At 56.5% G+C, this 16,202-nt stretch carries 19 protein-coding genes and 1 tRNA gene; 13 read left to right on the top strand and 7 right to left on the bottom strand.

Going from position 1 to position 16,202, the window contains the following annotated elements; translation table 11 throughout:
* Both ACA069_RS13510 and ACA069_RS13515 read right to left on the bottom strand, forming a co-directional pair.
* On the bottom strand, positions 1-939 hold the full coding sequence (locus ACA069_RS13510) for a hypothetical protein (protein WP_497617984.1): 939 nt from the start codon (positions 937-939) through the stop codon (positions 1-3).
* Positions 940-1,131: 192 nt separating this feature from the next.
* Positions 1,132-1,533: a RidA family protein gene (locus ACA069_RS13515; RefSeq protein WP_497617985.1), complete on the bottom strand. Its 402-nt coding sequence runs from the start codon at positions 1,531-1,533 to the stop codon at positions 1,132-1,134.
* Between the two features lie 114 nt (positions 1,534-1,647).
* Between ACA069_RS13515 and ACA069_RS13520 the strand changes: the two genes are divergently transcribed.
* From ACA069_RS13520 to ACA069_RS13550, 7 genes are all read left to right on the top strand, one after another.
* The gene (locus ACA069_RS13520; protein ID WP_187680388.1) at positions 1,648-2,541 is read left to right on the top strand and encodes a LysR family transcriptional regulator; all 894 of its coding nucleotides are present in this window, start codon (positions 1,648-1,650) and stop codon (positions 2,539-2,541) included.
* Positions 2,542-2,628: 87 nt separating this feature from the next.
* Entirely contained in the window at positions 2,629-3,651 is a 1,023-nt protein-coding gene (locus tag ACA069_RS13525; protein ID WP_497617986.1) for a GlxA family transcriptional regulator, read from the top strand.
* Between the two features lie 300 nt (positions 3,652-3,951).
* Positions 3,952-5,151: an S-type pyocin domain-containing protein gene (locus ACA069_RS13530; RefSeq protein ID WP_497617987.1), complete on the top strand. Its 1,200-nt coding sequence runs from the start codon at positions 3,952-3,954 to the stop codon at positions 5,149-5,151.
* Positions 5,152-5,161: 10 nt separating this feature from the next.
* Entirely contained in the window at positions 5,162-5,515 is a 354-nt protein-coding gene (locus ACA069_RS13535; RefSeq protein ID WP_187680391.1) for a DUF6572 domain-containing protein, read from the top strand.
* Between the two features lie 62 nt (positions 5,516-5,577).
* Positions 5,578-5,916, top strand: coding sequence for a DUF6572 domain-containing protein (locus tag ACA069_RS13540; RefSeq protein ID WP_489879766.1), 339 nt, complete (start codon positions 5,578-5,580; stop codon positions 5,914-5,916).
* Between the two features lie 442 nt (positions 5,917-6,358).
* A complete protein-coding gene (locus tag ACA069_RS13545) occupies positions 6,359-6,724 on the top strand; it encodes a DUF6124 family protein (protein WP_497617990.1) in 366 nt (121 codons plus the stop codon).
* A 16-nt stretch (positions 6,725-6,740) separates the two neighbouring features.
* Positions 6,741-7,037, top strand: coding sequence for a DUF6124 family protein (locus tag ACA069_RS13550; RefSeq protein WP_401264927.1), 297 nt, complete (start codon positions 6,741-6,743; stop codon positions 7,035-7,037).
* A gap of 74 nt (positions 7,038-7,111) precedes the next feature.
* Here ACA069_RS13550 and ACA069_RS13555 read toward each other — a convergent pair whose 3' ends face one another.
* Positions 7,112-8,146 carry an alpha/beta fold hydrolase gene (locus ACA069_RS13555; RefSeq protein ID WP_497617992.1) on the bottom strand — a complete coding sequence of 345 codons (1,035 nt, stop codon included), beginning with the start codon at positions 8,144-8,146 and terminating at the stop codon, positions 7,112-7,114.
* 318 nt (positions 8,147-8,464) lie between these two features.
* Between ACA069_RS13555 and ACA069_RS13560 the strand changes: the two genes are divergently transcribed.
* A tRNA-Gln gene (locus ACA069_RS13560) sits at positions 8,465-8,539 on the top strand.
* 113 nt (positions 8,540-8,652) lie between these two features.
* Here the strand turns inward: ACA069_RS13560 and ACA069_RS13565 are convergent.
* From ACA069_RS13565 to gstA, 3 genes are all read right to left on the bottom strand, one after another.
* Positions 8,653-10,641, bottom strand: a complete 1,989-nt coding sequence (locus ACA069_RS13565; protein WP_497617994.1) for a peptidase U32 family protein — start codon at positions 10,639-10,641, stop codon at positions 8,653-8,655.
* Positions 10,642-10,852: 211 nt separating this feature from the next.
* Complete coding sequence (locus ACA069_RS13570; RefSeq protein WP_497617996.1) at positions 10,853-11,233, bottom strand: RidA family protein; 381 nt, start codon at positions 11,231-11,233, stop codon at positions 10,853-10,855.
* 85 nt (positions 11,234-11,318) lie between these two features.
* Positions 11,319-11,930, bottom strand: a complete 612-nt coding sequence (gstA, locus tag ACA069_RS13575) for a glutathione transferase GstA (RefSeq protein WP_401264934.1) — start codon at positions 11,928-11,930, stop codon at positions 11,319-11,321.
* A gap of 109 nt (positions 11,931-12,039) precedes the next feature.
* Between gstA and ACA069_RS13580 the strand changes: the two genes are divergently transcribed.
* Entirely contained in the window at positions 12,040-12,948 is a 909-nt protein-coding gene (locus tag ACA069_RS13580) for a transcriptional regulator GcvA (protein WP_497618237.1), read from the top strand.
* 123 nt (positions 12,949-13,071) lie between these two features.
* Positions 13,072-13,485 (top strand): cupin domain-containing protein, encoded by a 414-nt coding sequence (locus tag ACA069_RS13585; protein ID WP_497617999.1) that lies wholly within the window; start codon positions 13,072-13,074, stop codon positions 13,483-13,485.
* Between the two features lies 1 nt (position 13,486).
* On the opposite strand, the gene ACA069_RS13590 is transcribed toward ACA069_RS13585, so the two are convergent.
* Positions 13,487-13,696 (bottom strand): hypothetical protein, encoded by a 210-nt coding sequence (locus ACA069_RS13590; protein WP_401264939.1) that lies wholly within the window; start codon positions 13,694-13,696, stop codon positions 13,487-13,489.
* Positions 13,697-13,887: 191 nt separating this feature from the next.
* Here ACA069_RS13590 and ACA069_RS13595 point away from each other — a divergent pair, with 191 nt between their 5' ends.
* The 3 genes from ACA069_RS13595 (at position 13,888) to ACA069_RS13605 (ending at position 16,171) form a co-directional block, all read left to right on the top strand.
* Complete coding sequence (locus ACA069_RS13595) at positions 13,888-14,553, top strand: TIGR02466 family protein (RefSeq protein WP_497618001.1); 666 nt, start codon at positions 13,888-13,890, stop codon at positions 14,551-14,553.
* Between the two features lie 217 nt (positions 14,554-14,770).
* A complete protein-coding gene (locus ACA069_RS13600; protein ID WP_401264944.1) occupies positions 14,771-14,986 on the top strand; it encodes a hypothetical protein in 216 nt (71 codons plus the stop codon).
* A 255-nt stretch (positions 14,987-15,241) separates the two neighbouring features.
* Entirely contained in the window at positions 15,242-16,171 is a 930-nt protein-coding gene (locus ACA069_RS13605; RefSeq protein WP_401264947.1) for a ZIP family metal transporter, read from the top strand.
* Positions 16,172-16,202 lie beyond the last annotated feature (31 nt).

The following is a 16,202-nucleotide window of genomic DNA, read 5'->3' on the forward strand; positions in this document are numbered from 1 at the left end:
TCAGATGGCCTCGTCCAGTTGTCCAGACATTTTTTTCAAGAAGAGCCTTACTGCCGATCGGTCGATCTCGCTGTCCTTGACGCCACAGATTTCCTCATTCTTTTCCCAGTCGTAACTGACGTTACCTTGCTTGACGATGATCGTGACTTTTTTATCTCCATCACTTCCCAGTTCGGCTTGCTTCGAAATCTCCTTTTTAAAGTGCACAAGTGCATCTTTGTCTGCAGGAAATGTCGTTTGACCTTGTGATAGCGCATCAAAAAGTTCGGTGACGAATTCGAGGTATCGAACATGATTATTCGCTAGAAATATCGCGTCAGGACTGTTGCCGAAAAGCGTCGGGATAGTGTGGCCAATTAGCTGACCATAAGCTTCTGGAGGTTCACCGTGTACATGGGCGTAACTGTCGCCAAAAGCGTGGATCAGAAAACCTGTCTGCCAGGATTGCGCTCCGGATCCCGGTTGTATCGATTCGATGATCAGTGCTTTCAGACGTTTTCTGCGCTCGTAAACCGCTTGCGCATCGCCGCCATGCAAGGAGTGAAGGCTACTGGTGATTTCGTGTCGATAGTCCCACATCGTTGGAAACGAGGCATACAGTGAAACCCAGATTGCATTGAGGGTCGTGATTTCGTCGGGTGTCTGGGTATAACAGGAAAAATCCTGAACGCTTTCTTTATCGTACCCTGCGAGGTAGGCGATGTATCCGGCGGTATAGAAGTGCCCATCCCTCTCATAAAGTATAGAAGCGTTGCCATCCATCTGTTTGATCAGGCTATTGGGCTGCGCTACATATTTCTTGATTTCCAATTGGTGAACATGCTGCGAAGTGCAGCCTGATTGAAACGACGCCAAGGCGACGAATGTACTTATCAGGCCGATCCGTCGGAGCACCATGTGATCTTCCTTGCGAGCAGGCGGGTTGTTGGCGGCTAACAACTGATATAGACCATCAACGGAGTGGGGTCAAAGTGCTCTGCGGGATGGTTTTTTCTGATATTAAAAGTCCGCCAAGCTACGCCTGCTCTGCACGTCAACGGAACGCGACCCAGCCCTTGAACATAAAAACGCCATAAAACAACGCAATGACTTCAACTAACGGGGTCGGCCGTGTGCGGGTTTCCTGGTTGATCAGATCGCTTCATGCAGTTTGGCGATCACCTTGATCTCGAAATCAAAGCCATACAGCCACGTTACACCAATAGCGGTGGCGGTTGGGTGGGGCGCCTCACCCCAGAATTCCGTCAGCACTAGATTCCAGATCGTTTCGAACTTCGACTTCGGATCAACAATGAACACGGTGACGTCGACCACGTCGTCGAACGTGCAACCGGCTTCATTGAGGATCGCATTCAAATTGGTGAAAGCCTGACGCATCTGGTTCTTCAGGTCCGGCTCGGGCGAGCCGTCCTCGGTGCTACCGACTTGTCCCGAGACAAACAGAAAACCGTTGGAACGCACGGCAGGGGAGTATTGATGACGTTCGTAAAGGGCCTGGCGTCCAGGTGGAAAAACAACATCGCGCTGAGTCATGGGGTGTCTCCATCAGTGAGTTGATGGAGCAACATTAGGGGTTTGCAGTGGGGCGATAAACGCGCAATCTTGGCGCTCACTGTTTGCAATATACAAACAATCAGAGGGCGAAAAGTGGACCGTTTTGATGCAATGCAGGCCTTCGCCCGGGTGGTCGAGGCGGGGAGTTTCACCAAAGCCGCCGAAACCCTGCACATGAGCAAGACCACCGTGACCCAGCTCGTCCAGCAATTGGAAGCCAGGTTGCGGGTCAGATTGCTCAATCGCACCACACGCAAGGTCAACGTCACGGCGGACGGCGCGCTGTATTACGAGCGAGTGATCAAGCTGCTGGCCGACATGGAAGATGCCGAAACCAGCCTGTCCGGCGCTGCCGCTTTGCCCAGTGGCCGGTTACGCGTGGATGTACCCAGTCCTCTGGCGCGCCATATTCTTGTGCCGGCATTGCCCGGGTTTCACGCGCGCTACCCGGACATCCAGATCGACATGGGCGTCAGTGATCGTATCGTCGACATCATCGATGAGAACGTCGATTGCGTGGTGCGCGGAGGTGAACTGCTGGATCAGTCATTGATGGCTCGCAAAGTCGCGGATCTTCCACTGGGTGTGTTTGCCGCGCCTGACTACCTGGCGCGTGCAGGCACACCGCTGCATCCACAGGAGCTGGAAGATTCACATCACCGCGTCGTTGCTTTCTTGTGGGCGCGCACCGGCAAACCCGTGCCGTATGCCTTGCATAACGAGCGTGAACGTTTGCAAATCAAGGGGCGTCATGTGCTGGCCGTCGACGACGGTAATGCCTATCTCGCAGCAGGCTTGGCCGGAATGGGAGTGTTATGGCTGCCCAAATACATGTCCGATGCGCACGTGGCTCAGGGCGAGTTGGTGCCCTTGTTCGAAGACTGGCAACTGGAACCGATGCCGCTCTACGTGGCGTATCCGCCGAACCGTCATGTCAGCCGGAAGTTGCGGGTTTTTATTGATTGGATTGTGGAGTTGATGGCGTAGCGGATCTGGTGCAAGCAGACACCTGCCGCAGGCGCGATTGACTCTTCGGCGCTTCAGGCCAACTATCGGCGAATAACAACATGACCGATGGACCAGACCTTGATCGAACGACGCCAATTCAGCGGGGGCATGAAGGGCAAAAACCTCCGCTATCTGAATGAGCAATCGGCTGACACCCGCTTGACCCGCACCGGTTTTCTGCTGCTCGAACACTTTTCACTGCCGGCCTTTACCCAGGCGCTGGACACGATCATCACCAGCAACCTGCTCCGTCCGGGCCTGTTTTCTTCGCGTACGTTGGCATTGAGTGACGGCGAGGTGGTCAGTGATCTGGGGCTGGTCATTCGCCCGGATGCGCGGATTGATCTGGCGGCGCTTCAGGAACTGGATCTGCTGGTGGTGTGCGGTGGTTATCGAACCGAGTTGAAAGCGACGGATGAGTTGATCCAGCTGTTGCGTGCAGCGGCGGAGCGGGGCGTCAGTCTTGCCGGGCTGTGGAATGGTGCGTGGTTTCTCGGGCGCGCCGGATTGCTTGACGGTTACCGCTGCGCGATCCACCCGGAGCATCGTCCGGCGCTCACCGAAATCGCCAAGTCCACTCACGTCAGCAGCGAGCCTTACGTGATCGATCGCGACCGGCTCACAGCGTCCAGCCCGTCGGGAGCTTTCCACATGGCGCTGGACTGGATCAAAGGCCTGCACGGCAAGGCGCTGGTGGAGGGCGTCGAAGACATTCTGGCGTTCGAAGAGTCGCGGTATCGGCGGATCAAACCGGATGAAAACATCTGCGTCAGCGCGCCGTTGCGTGAAGTCGTGAAGCTGATGGATGCCAACCTTGAAGAACCGCTGGAGCTGGAGCAACTGGCGGTCTACGCCGGTCGGTCCCGCCGCCAGTTGGAGCGCCTGTTCAAGGAACAACTGGGCACCACGCCGCAGCGCTATTACCTGGAATTGCGCATCACCGAAGCGCGACGGTTGTTGCAACACACCGAGTTGTCGCAAGTGGAAGTGCTGGTGGCGTGCGGGTTCGTTTCGCCGAGCCACTTCAGCAAGTGCTACAGCTCGTATTTTGGCTATCGACCGTCAAAAGAAAAACGCCTCGTTAAATAACTCAAACCGTCCATTCACTCGAATTCAACGCGGTTTCACACGTCGGCGTACCTCTCCCATTCAACTCGGTCAGTCCCCTCTCCCTGCGGGAGAGGGCTAGGGTGAGGGTAATCATTGAAAATGATCCGCATCACTGAACCCCGCCGTTTTCTCCAGTACACCAGCCTGTCACAGGTAGTACGCTCGTGGATTCGTCCCTCCGAGCCGTTGAAGATGGCGTCAAAGTGCCACCGATTGTCACTCTAAACCCCACCTGTCACCCTGCGCCTCGTTCAAAGGATCAGGACAAGGAATCAAGGATTGAGTGGCTATGTCCCCAACCCACCCAAGGGTTACCGCAACAGCGGCGTCGAACCCGTCGACGTAAACGCCCAACACTGGGCGCAATACAAAGACCTCCCTGCAGCGCCAGACACAAAATCCGACCCCATGGGTTGCGTGTTCGCCAAAAGCTGCAACCTGCCCGACGGCGAAATCAACCACTCCAACCAAACTGGATTCGTCCCCGTAGAGAAACTCGCGGACTACGGTTTGTGGGCCGTACTGGCGACAGGGGCAGCAATTACCGCAGAAGGTACGTCTCTTCAACTGGTCGGAGGCTCCACAACTGGCAGCGCCATCGCTCAACGATTGGGTGGCTCCCTCGCGCTAGGTTTGCTCGAAAGTGCAGGTGCACTAACAGCAGGCGCCGCCGTAGGCACCGTCGCGCTACTGATGCCGAACACCAGCATTGCGCCGGACAGCGCCTTCTACAAAAACGACCAATACGCCACGCTCGAAACGGGGCGCACGCGTGTCCGCGTCAACGTGAAGACCTTGCCCGATGGCTCTGTCAATGCTTACGGCTTCTACACCGGTGGCAAAAAGGACTGGGAAAATGTTCCCGTCATCAAAGCGGAAAAGGACGGCGAAAAATACATCGCCGACATAGGCAACGGCATTGGGCTTACCTGGACGCCCGCAGCAAACCCGGACGGTGTACTGGGTATTCCAGCGCTGGAGGGTGCGCCCCAATTACCTCCCGTGTGGGTATACCCCCCGACAGAAAAGTCAGACACGCTTCTGGCCAATCCTGCGCATCCTCCCGAGTTCCAGGACGCAATCATCTGGTTTCCCGATGAAGCAGGTCTCGAACCGATCTACATCGTGCTCAGCACGCAGCTAGAGAAGAACAAACAAAAGGGCAAGGCTTTTGAAGAAGCGTCCTTTGAAGAATTCAGCAAGACTAAACCTGAAGCCGCCCGTGAGGTCACCGTCAAAACCGACAGCGGTGTTCGCACGCGTATTGATATGATGGGCCGCGATTCCGATGGCAATATCTCATGCGTCGAATGCAAATCTTCAGAAACGGCGCCGCTCACCCGCAACCAAAAACGTGGCTTTCCAGAGATAGAAAAATCCGGCGCAACTGTCGTCGGCAAAGGCAAACCCGGTTTCACCGGAGGCACCAGAATTCCACCTACCAGAGTCGACATCATTCGACCTGACCCGACCCTCTGAGGGAGCAGACATGTCTATCACCGAAACAAAAGTCGTCGACATCATCGCAGTACCTGAATGGGAACCCGACAATGTCGTACTCGTTATCACCGATCATTTGGAATGGGGTGACAAAGCCCAGCAGGGTGAGCACCTGTTGTTGCTTCAAGAGAAGATCAACACTTACATCGCCTTTATTGAGAGCGGCGAATTGTTGGAAAGCTATCCACCAGCCAAAGGCAAGAATCCCAAAATTCGTATCAACGGTCTGTACGAATTACCCGAACAAGGTGAGACCTTCATTGATCGCGTTACCGAGGTGCTCAAAGGCGTGGGCATTCAAATGGAATTTGTGCTCAAAGACGACTTGGCGGCTTGCAACTAGTCGCCGGGGCGAGATTGAATCGCGCGGACCACCGTAAAATTACATGGAATAAAGGAACTGAAATGTCCGTGTCGGACGCCAAAACCATCGACATGTGGGGCATCCCAAAATGGGACAACAACAAGATCATTTTGGGCATCGCTGATCATCTGGAATGGGGCGACAAGGCCGAACAAGGCGAGCACCTGCTGGTGCTACAAGAGAAAATCAACAACTACATCGCCTTTATCGAAAGCGGTGAAATCTACATAGAGATACCCGGTGCACGCGGTAAATCACCGATCATCCGTGTTCAAGGTCAGTACGCGTTACCCAAGCAAGGCGAGTTACTTATAGATCGTGTTGCCGAGACACTGAAGGGCGTGGGTATCGGATTCGAATTCGTGCTCAAAGCAGATTAATAAACACGCCAGGTGAACGGATTACCCAGCATTGTGCTTGTCATCTGAAAGCTGATAGTCCCCTTTAAACATCACTCGGCACAGGCGTTTAAGTTAGACCAGCTGTTACGCCATAACGGCTACAACACCTTGCGCCGTTACCTACGCGTACGCCAGAATCCGCCGGCTTACGCGCTATGAGGCGGGCTGTATCGTTTCCCTGTCACTGCAAAAACAGTGATCGGGTTTGGTAGCCCGTTTCTCGACAACCGTATGGCGTCACACCTTATGCAGTCTCTTTTTTGGGGCTCAGTTTTTATATGGTGGCCATGCGTGGGGCCCTTTCGGGGGCGCCGGGGTTTTTCTCTGTCTTGACCGGTCTACCAACCCACGTGTGGCCGCCACCCTTCGTTTGGTAGCGAAAGTGACGGCTCTTCAATTCTTTTAAGACAAAGAGTCCTTTATGTTCAAAATCACGCCGAACCCACCAGAAATCGATCCAATCCCCTACGATCCTGCCCTTGATGTGCAAAACATCAAAAAGGCTACAGAACACGCGATCAACTTCTACCTCAACCCTGCGGCACCGAAGACTTCAATAACCACCCGCAAGACCGGCAAGATCTACCTCATCGATCCCACGGTCGATAACGAAACGCTGCTCGTCGAGGCGACTGAAACCTTATCGTCAGCCAGTGACATGGCGCGTGAACTCGCCGATTCGATCGACCCTTCACAGCGCAAAAAGATGCTGATCCTGCAACAGGTGATCATGCTCAGTGAGCTGGTGGTCGGTCGAGTCCTCGACAACCAGCGCTTGCCGCACTAGTTGGGAGTTTCAGCTGATGTCCAAGACACCCGAACCACCGGTTACCGATCCGGATTGCCTGCTGCCGGCGGCCGTGATCATGGCCACACCCTATACGCCCAGCACTCTATTTACGGTCAACCCGCAATCCGACACCGAATCCTTGCTGACCAATGCCAGCGGTTCCTTGGCGTCCGCCGCGGTCATGCTCGGTAATTTTGCAGGTGTGCTGGAGGGGTCGAACCGCAATACCCTGCTGGGCATTGCACAAGTGGTCATGTTGGGGGAGTTGGCGGTGAACAAGGCGTTGGATAACGTTGTGCCAATCGACTAACCACTCACGTTAATGATTAAGCAGTCAGCCTTTGCGGCTGACTGCTTTTTTGTTTGCGCCAGGATAAGACGCTTTTACAGGTGATCCGCATCAATCACAGCCTTGGCAAACGACTGCGGATCTTCCTGCGGCAAGTTGTGGCCAATACCGCCATTGATCAAACGGAACTGATATTTACCGGTGAAGCGCTTGGCGTAATCCTCAGGCGCCGGGTGCGGTGCGCCGTTGGCGTCGCCTTCCAGCGTGATGGTCGGCACGCTGATCGACGGTGCGGTGGCCAGTTTTTGCTCCAGCGCTGCGTATTTCGCTTCGCCCTGCACCAGGCCCAGACGCCAGCGGTAGTTGAACACGGTGATGTCGACGTGATCCGGGTTCTCCAGGGCTTTGGCTGAGCGGTCGAACGTGGCGTCATCAAACTTCCACTGCGGTGACGCCAGTTGCCAGATCAGCTTGGCGAAGTCGTGGGTGTTTTTCGCGTAGCCGGCGCGACCCCGGTCGGTAGCAAAGTAGAACTGATACCACCACTGCAATTCCGCTTTGGGCGGCAGCGGGTTCTGGCCGGCAGCCTGATTGCCGATCAGGTAGCCGCTGACCGCCACTAGTGCCTTGACCCGTTCCGGCCACAGCGCGGAGACGATGCCCGCCGAGCGTGCGCCCCAGTCATACCCGCCGAGCACCGCTTGCTTGATCTTCAAGGCATCCATGAAGTCGATGACATCGCTGGCCAGCGCCGCCGGTTGGCCATTGCGCAGGGTGTCCTTGGAGAGGAACTGCGTATCGCCATAACCGCGCGCATAGGGCATCAATACCCGATAGCCCTTGGCCGCCAGCAAAGGCGCGACCTCGTTGTAGCTGTGAATGTCGTACGGCCAGCCGTGCAACAGAATTACCACCGGGCCGTTTGCGGGGCCGGTTTCGGCATAAGCGACGTCGAGCACGCCGGCCTTCACATGTTTCAACGGGCCGAAGGGCGAGGGTGCGGAATAGCTTACTGCTGCAGGTTCAGAGGTTTGCGCCTGAGCTGTGCCGAAGGCGCCAAACAAGGAGAAAGCGAGAATCGACAAGCCGAGCGCGATGCCGGTTTTGCGGGTGTGCAGTGCCATCTTCATGGTGACGTCTCCTGTGCGAGCCTTTGGCCAAGGGTTCTGTATGAATCCTTGAAATCTTCAGTGCATTTAAGCGTAGGGACGTATCTGGCCTGTGTCGAAGTGGGGCGTTGTTGAAAGGCGCTGTATCGCGGCGGGGTTCGTACACAGTGTGATACACCGCGCTAAACCCACTGATCACTGGCCCGAATTCGGCCAAAATAATAAGTCGCTGTTTTAAAACAAAAAATATTTCACTTCGCGCTTCACAAACGTAACGAATGTTGTTAAATTGCGCCCCGTTCTCGCAGCGATCCTCACGGAGCCGCTGACAAGAGCTGTAGGGGCGTCGCCAAGCGGTAAGGCAGCAGGTTTTGATCCTGCCATGCGTTGGTTCGAATCCAGCCGCCCCTGCCATCTATTGAAAAACGCCAACTTCGCAAGAAGTTGGCGTTTTTTTATGCCTGCGATTTGACCCGGTAGAGCAGGGCGGGCGAGTACAGCGCCGAAGCACCGCACTCGCCAACCACTCAGTGCGGTGCGCGGGGGATGGTTTTCATCAGGTCTTCTGGGCTGATGTGGCCGACCACGCTGCCCGGTTGCGGCAGGTTGAGGATGTGGCCCTTCATCTTGCCAATGATGTGCATCTCGCACGGCTTGCAGTCGAACTTCAGCGTCAGCACTTCATCGCCGTGGATCAACTGCATCGGCGCGACTTTGGTGCGCACGCCGGTCACGCCTTTGGCCTGTTTCGGGCACAGGTTGAAGGAGAAGCGCAGGCAGTGTTTGGTGATCATCACCGGCACTTCGCCTGGTTCTTCGTGCGCTTCGTACGCGGCGTCGATCAGCTTCACGCCGTGACGATGATAGAAGTCGCGCGCCTTCTGGTTGTAGACGTTGGCCAGGAAGGTCAGGTGCGAATCCGGGTACACCGGCGGCGGGCTGGTTTCAGCTTTACGGCTACCACGTGGGTGAGCGGCGATGCGTGCGGCAGTCAGCGCTTCGATCACTTCACGGCGCAGGGCTTTGAGCTGCGAGTTAGGAATGAAGAACGCCTGTGGTGCATCCAGTTTGATGTCGGTGGCGTGGTACTGCGTGGTGCCCAGCTGGCCGAGCAGATCGCGCAGTTGTTCCAGCGCCTGCTCAGGCTTGTTGGCGACGCCGAACGGGCCGTTCAGGGTGACGCTGGCGCTGATGCCTTCTTCGCTGGTGGCGGTGATTTCCAGCTGCTCTTCACGCAAGCGTGCAAACCAGCTCAGCGCCACGCGGCGTTCGGAAGAAGTCTTTTGCAGTGCCTGCTGCCAGTTGTGATCGAGGTTGCGATTCAACGGGTGATTCGGACGCAGCTTGAACAGGCCTTCCGGCATCTCGTTCGGCTCGACGCGATAGCGGTAGCGCTTCTCGCCGTCTTCATCGAACTCGCCTTTGGCTTCGGCGATGTTGGCGCGGAAACCGACCACTTCACGCTTGACCAGCACGTTCAAGCCATCGCCGTTGGACAGCGGCTCGTGGGTCACGACCTGCATGTCACGCTTGCCGACTTTCTCGACCGTGCCCACCGGCAAACCGGTGAAGGTCGGCGAATCGAAGGCGCCGATGTCGATTTTGCGATCGGTGACGAAGTAATCGGTGCTACCACGATGGAAAGTCTTTTCCGGGTCCGGCAGGAAGAAGTGCGCGGTACGGCCGCTGGAAGCGCGGGCCAGATCCGGGCGGTCTTCGAGTACGTCGTCGAGGCGCTGGCGGTAATAGGCCGTGATGTTCTTCACGTAGCCCATGTCTTTGTAGCGACCTTCGATCTTGAACGAACGCACACCGGCTTCGACCAGGGCGCGGATGTTGGCGCTCTGGTTGTTGTCCTTCATCGACAGAAGGTGTTTTTCGTAGGCGATCACGCCACCCTTTTCATCTTTGAGGGTGTACGGCAAACGGCAGGCCTGCGAGCAGTCACCACGGTTGGCGCTGCGGCCGGTCTGCGCGTGGGAAATGTTGCACTGGCCGGAGAAGGCCACGCACAAGGCACCATGGATGAAGAATTCGATGGCAGCATCGGTTTCGTCGGCGATGGCGCGGATTTCTTGCAGATTCAGCTCGCGAGCCAGTACCAGTTGCGAGAAACCGGCCTGATCGAGGAACTTCGCTCGCTCAAGGGTGCGGATATCGGTCTGGGTCGAGGCGTGCAGTTCGATGGGTGGAATGTCCAGTTCCATCACGCCCAGATCCTGGACGATCAGCGCATCGACGCCCGCGTCGTACAACTGATGGATCAGCTTGCGCGCCGGCTCCAGTTCGTTGTCGTGCAGGATGGTGTTGATGGTGGTGAAGATCCGCGCGTGATACTTGCGGGCGAACTCCACCAGTTCGGCGATTTCGCTCACTTCGTTGCAGGCGTTGTGGCGCGCGCCGAAGCTCGGGCCGCCAATGTACACGGCGTCGGCGCCGTGCAGGATCGCCTCACGGGCGATGGCGACATCGCGGGCAGGGCTGAGCAATTCCAGATGATGCTTGGGCAAGGACATAGTTTTTTTAGTCAGGCTGTCACGGTTAGGCGCGCATTCTACCCGCGAAACGCGCGCCCGGCACGCCTGTGCTGCCCGATGGCTATTGCAGACCTGGTCTCGCTTTTGTAGGAGCTGCGGCACGCTGCGATCTTTTGATCTTGATTTCAAAGATCAAAAGATCGCAGCCTCGTTCCACTCGACAGCTCCTACAGGGCGTTAGGGTGTGACGTCAGGCCTTGGCGGCCATCGCAGTCACTTCCACACGCATGCCTTCGACGGCCAGCGAGGCGACGCCCACCGCTGCACGCACTGGCCACGGCTTGGCGAAGAAACGTTTGTACACTTCGTTGAACGCCGCACGATCAGCCATGTCGGTGAGGTAGATAGTCAGGTGCATCACCCGATCCATCGAACTGCCGGCACTTTCCAGTGCGACTTTCAGCGCTTGCAGCGTGCATTCGCTTTGCTCGGTAATACCACCCAGTTCCAGGCTGCCATCGGCACGGGTCGGAATCTGCGTGGAGACCATGATCCCGCCAAAGGTCGCGACGTCGGAGGAAATCGAGTCGGCGTCCGGGTCCGGAGTGAAAGTGATGTCTTGGTTGGCCATGCTGATCTCTTGTTTGAGTGAGTAAAAGTTTGCGCCAGTTTACAGATTCACTGGCGACATGGCCCGTTCGCGCAAACGGCACGGATCAGACCGGCTGTGTGGCCGCTTCTGCCGCCATCGCCAACCGCACACTTGGCCTGTCGGCGATGCGCTTCATGTAGGCGGCCAGCACCGGCCAGTTCTCAATATCGATGTTGAATGTCGGTAGCCAGGTGAGGACGGTAAACAGGTAGGCGTCGGCCACGCCGAAGGTACTCATCAAATAGTCCTGTGTTGCGAGCATCTGGCTCAGTAACTCCAAACGCGAAAACAGTTTGTGTTTGAAGAGCGACTTGATCGATTCCGGGATCTGACTGTTAAACAGCGGCGCACTGCCGCCATGAATTTCGCTGCTGATGAAGTTCAGATGTTCCTGCAAACGCGAACGCTCCCACGTGCCATTGGCCGGCGCCAGCGCACTACCTGGAACTTGGTCGACAAGGAACTGCAGGATCGCCGGCCCCTCCGTCAGCACCTCGCCGTTATCCAGCACCAACGCTGCCACATACCCCTTGGGATTGATCTCACGAAAATCACGCCCGTCGGCGGTGCGTTTGGTCTGGTTGTTGACGCGAATCAGCTCGAACGGCAGCCCCAGTTCCCGGAGCACAATGTGCGGTGATAGAGAACAGGTCATCGGTGCGAAATACAGTTTCATGGCAGTTCCTTGTGGAGAAAGGACGCCAGGATCCAATGTCACTGAGCGTTTCGCAAAGGTCATTTCGAGTGTTAGCGTATGACAAAATCTCATGAGTATTGAACGTCATATGGTCGCCAGATTGCCCTCCTTGAATGGTTTGAGAGCCTTCGAGTCTGCTGCTCGGCACATGAGCTTTACTTTGGCTGCGCAGGAGCTGAACGTCACGCAAACCGCGATCAGTCATCAGATACGTCGACTCGAAGATGAGCTTGGCGTGCCTCTGTTTCTGCGGTTGAAGGACGGTTTGGCGCTCACGACAGACGGGCATGCCTACTTGCCCGGCATCCGTTCGGCGTTTCACGAATTGCGCTATTCAACGGAGCAATTGCTGGCGTCGCGCAACAACAGCGTGCTGACCATCAGCACCTTGGTGTCGGTGGCATCCAAGTGGTTGCTGCCGCGCCTGCCTTCATTTCAGCAGGCATTTCCTGAGATTGAAGTACGAGTCAGCGCTTCTACCGATCTGGTGGATTTTCGCAAGGGTGGCATTGATGCCGCGATTCGCTATGGCCGAGGTGACTGGAAGGGCCTGCGTGCCGATTTTTTGATGTCCGATGAGATTTTTCCCGTGTGCAGCCCGGCGTTACTCGGCGGGACAAAGGCCTTGAATACGCCTGCTGATTTGGCCCATCACACGATGCTGCAAGTTAGCGGTATGACCGGCGGAGACTGGAGCGTCTGGCTCAGCGCAGCGGGCCAGCCAGCGCAACTGGCCCAAGGACCACGGTTGACCTTCGATCTGGCAATGATGGCCGTACAGGCCGCCGTTGACGGGCAGGGGGTTTGCATCGGGCGCTCGACCTATGTCGACGACGACCTGCGGGCCGGGCGACTGGTGGCGCCTTTTGCTCTGCGCTTGAAGGATGATCTGGGTTTCTATCTGGTGACACCTCATGAAACCGCCGACTCTAAAAAGATCGTCGCCTTGCGGACATGGTTGCTGGCGCAGCAGCAGAACAGCGAAAGGTTTGTATAAGCGTGTATCAATCACGCCCGTGTACACACGCCAATAACAAACACCGGGTTTAAGACACATCAGCCATACATGCCCCGCGCAAAGTAGCGGTCACCACACCACTACGTACAAGAGGGCAACATCATGCGCCGTCCACTGTTTCTGGCTACCGCTGTAGTACTCGCTTCGATGACCGCAATCGCACACGCCGCTGACACGCAACCCAAGAGCTGGCAACAAGGCCTGAGCCGCACGGATCTGGTTCGCCAGGATCTCGGCGCTGCCGACCGTGAGGTGATTCAGGCACGGGTCGATTTCGAACCCGGCGTGACCTCGCCCAAGCATGCGCATCCGGGCGTGGAAGTCGCTTACGTGATCAGCGGGACATTTGAATATCAACTTGAGGGCAGGGCGGCAGTGACGCTGAAGGCCGGGGATTCGCTGTTTATTCCGGCGGGTGTTGCGCATGTCGCCAGCAACGTCGGCAAAGAGAAGGCTTCTGAACTGGCGACTTACATTGTGAAGAAGGGCGAGCCGCTGCTGATTCTCAAACCGTAGGTTAATGGAGAGTCACAATCCTGCGACTCTCGCCAATTCTGATCCGGTCGAGCGCCCGGTTTAATGCATCAAGCGCGTCGAGAAGCGCCTTGGCCTCGGCTTCTCGACCATCACCCCACAGGCGTTCGGCCATTTTGTTCAACGCCTGAATGGAGCGCTCGATTTCTGCGGCGGTTGCGGCCTCTTTACTGACCGGCGGTTTCTTGGGCATTGCGTGACTGTCCTGCGAGTTTTTGCGGAGTTGTGCAGTTTTAGCACGATGACCGGTCGCCGGGAAGTTGAAAGCGAGAGTGCTTAAATGCACTTTTAACTTTTTCAATTATAGTTTTAACAAAGGTTTACATCGGTCTATCACTTCGCTCGATATAGTTCGTTGCAACTAGCGCAAGTTGAGAAAGTGCAATGCAGTCGAGCAACAATCTGATAGATCCCGAACTTATAAAGATCCGGCGACTGTTCGCAACACCCCTGGCGAGTATTCAGTACCCTGATGCAGAAAGACTAAATGCCGAGTTGAAGTCCATCGTCACCCGTCGTATGGCGCAAGATCGCAGTGGTGCACACCACAGCAATGACGGTGGTTGGCAATCGTCGAGCGATTTCTCCGCATGGGGAGGGGCGGCGTGCAATGCGTTGGTGAGATTCGCCACTGACTTTGCCACTCAACTGACAGCGGTGCACAGCGATCAATACGGCCTGACCGAGCCTGCTTTCGACTGGAAACTCAATGCATGGGCCAACGTGAACGAGGCCGGCCACAGCAATGCACTTCATGGCCATCCCGGTGCGTTCTGGTCTGGGGTTTACTGGGTCGACGCCGGCGGCCGGGAGGAAGATCCCGGCGTTGGCGGAGATCTGGAATTCATCGACCCGCGCGGCATGGTTGCATCGACCTACAACCCGGCGCTGCGCATGCGAGTTGAAGATTGCCTTACCGCCGGTTTCAGTATTACTTGTGCCGCCCAAAGTGGAACGTTCCTCATGTTTCCATCGTGGTTGATGCACTCAGTAACGCGTTATGAAGGGGCGAGACCGCGGATTTCCATAGCGTTCAACTTTGGCGCTTGATGACAGCCCGATCTGGTCGAGCAAAACACTTCTAGATGTTTTGGCCTGCAAAGTAGCGACTGGGTGCTGTTGCGGCGCTCAAAGTTGAACGATTACATCAAGGTCATTCATGAGTAGACGCCTTGCAATGGCCCTTTCTGAAAGACGGTATGGATAGGTGCGCAGCAGCGTGGTCTACAGTTTCAGCCATGGAATTGATGACTTCAGCCGGTGAGAAATGCTGAACAAGTATCCGAGTCAAACCAACAGCCGCAGGATGCTGGCAGCGCTTGGCTGTGCTTTTACTGTTTTGGGTATCTTCCTGATTATCTTCGACGCGGTTGGCCAAGGCGTCGTGTTCGCTGTGACGGGCATTATGCTCGACATGCTGTGTTTTTTTGCCAGCGAGAAGGGGTATGAAAGGGCGGAGCGATTTCTTTTCTGGTTTACGTGAGTGCGCGAGCCCCGCTCATCAGGGAGATCTCCTATGCAAAAGCGCAAACTCGGCAACAGCGCTCTCGAAGTCTTGACGCTTGGTCTGGTAGGTGAGGCAGGCATTGGATGGTCAAATCGGCATGGACATAGGAGGCTGACTCATCAGTTGGGTCCGCGAGCGGTCGCCGGAGAGGACTATCACTGAAGCATTTGCGTTCATGGCGATGTCGGAACCCTGGAACGTCGCAGCTATTCAAGAAAACAGGAGATCGTCATGCCCGAACCGTTGACCTCGTCCGACGCGCCTTTTCGAACCTGGTTCGCCCGATTCTCAGGCCCTGGATGGGGCGGACGGGTTTTCTGGGCAGTGCTGATTGGCGTAACTGTTTTGCTATTGATCAGCGGCTATGGCGCTTTCGTCGGTGCCAACAAACAAAATCTGTATTTTGCCTTCCTCGGTGGAATGTCCGGCTTCGCCGCGACAGCGGCCGGTGCCGTTGCAGCGATTGCGTTGCGCAATATCGCTGCACGTACTCAAGACACCATGCTCGGGTTTGCCGCCGGCATGATGCTCGCCGCCAGTTCTTTTTCGCTGATCCTTCCCGGCATCGAGGCGGCGCAAGCGCTGTGCGGCAATCAACTGCTTGCCGCATGTGTTGTCGTTGCAGGGTTGGCGCTGGGCGTGGGGTTGATGGTTGGCCTGGATCGTTTCGTCCCCCACGAGCACGAAAAAAGTGGCCGTCGCGGGCCTGAATCCAAGCGCATCAATCGGGTCTGGTTGTTCGTTTTGGCGATCACGCTGCACAACCTGCCGGAAGGCATGGCCATCGGTGTGAGTTTCGCCAACGGTGACATGCAGGTGGGCTTGCCTCTGACCACCGCCATTGCCATTCAAGACATCCCCGAAGGTTTGGCTGTCGCGTTGGCGTTACGCGTGACGGGCATTTCCGCACTGCGCGCGGCGCTGATCGCCGTCGGGTCAGGATTGATGGAGCCGATCGGCGCTATTGTCGGCCTGGGTATATCCAGCAGCTTCGCGCTGGGTTATCCCATCGCCCTCGGTCTGGCTGCCGGCGCGATGATTTTCGTGGTGTCCCACGAAGTGATTCCCGAGACCCACCGCAATGGCCACGAAACCCCTGCGACGCTTGGCTTGATGCTTGGATTCGGGGTGATGATGTTTCTCGATACCGCCTTGGGATAGAGCCCGTCGTCAGTCTCGCCAGAGTCGCCGC

It is taken from the genome of Pseudomonas sp. LBUM1652, from assembly GCF_059716105.1.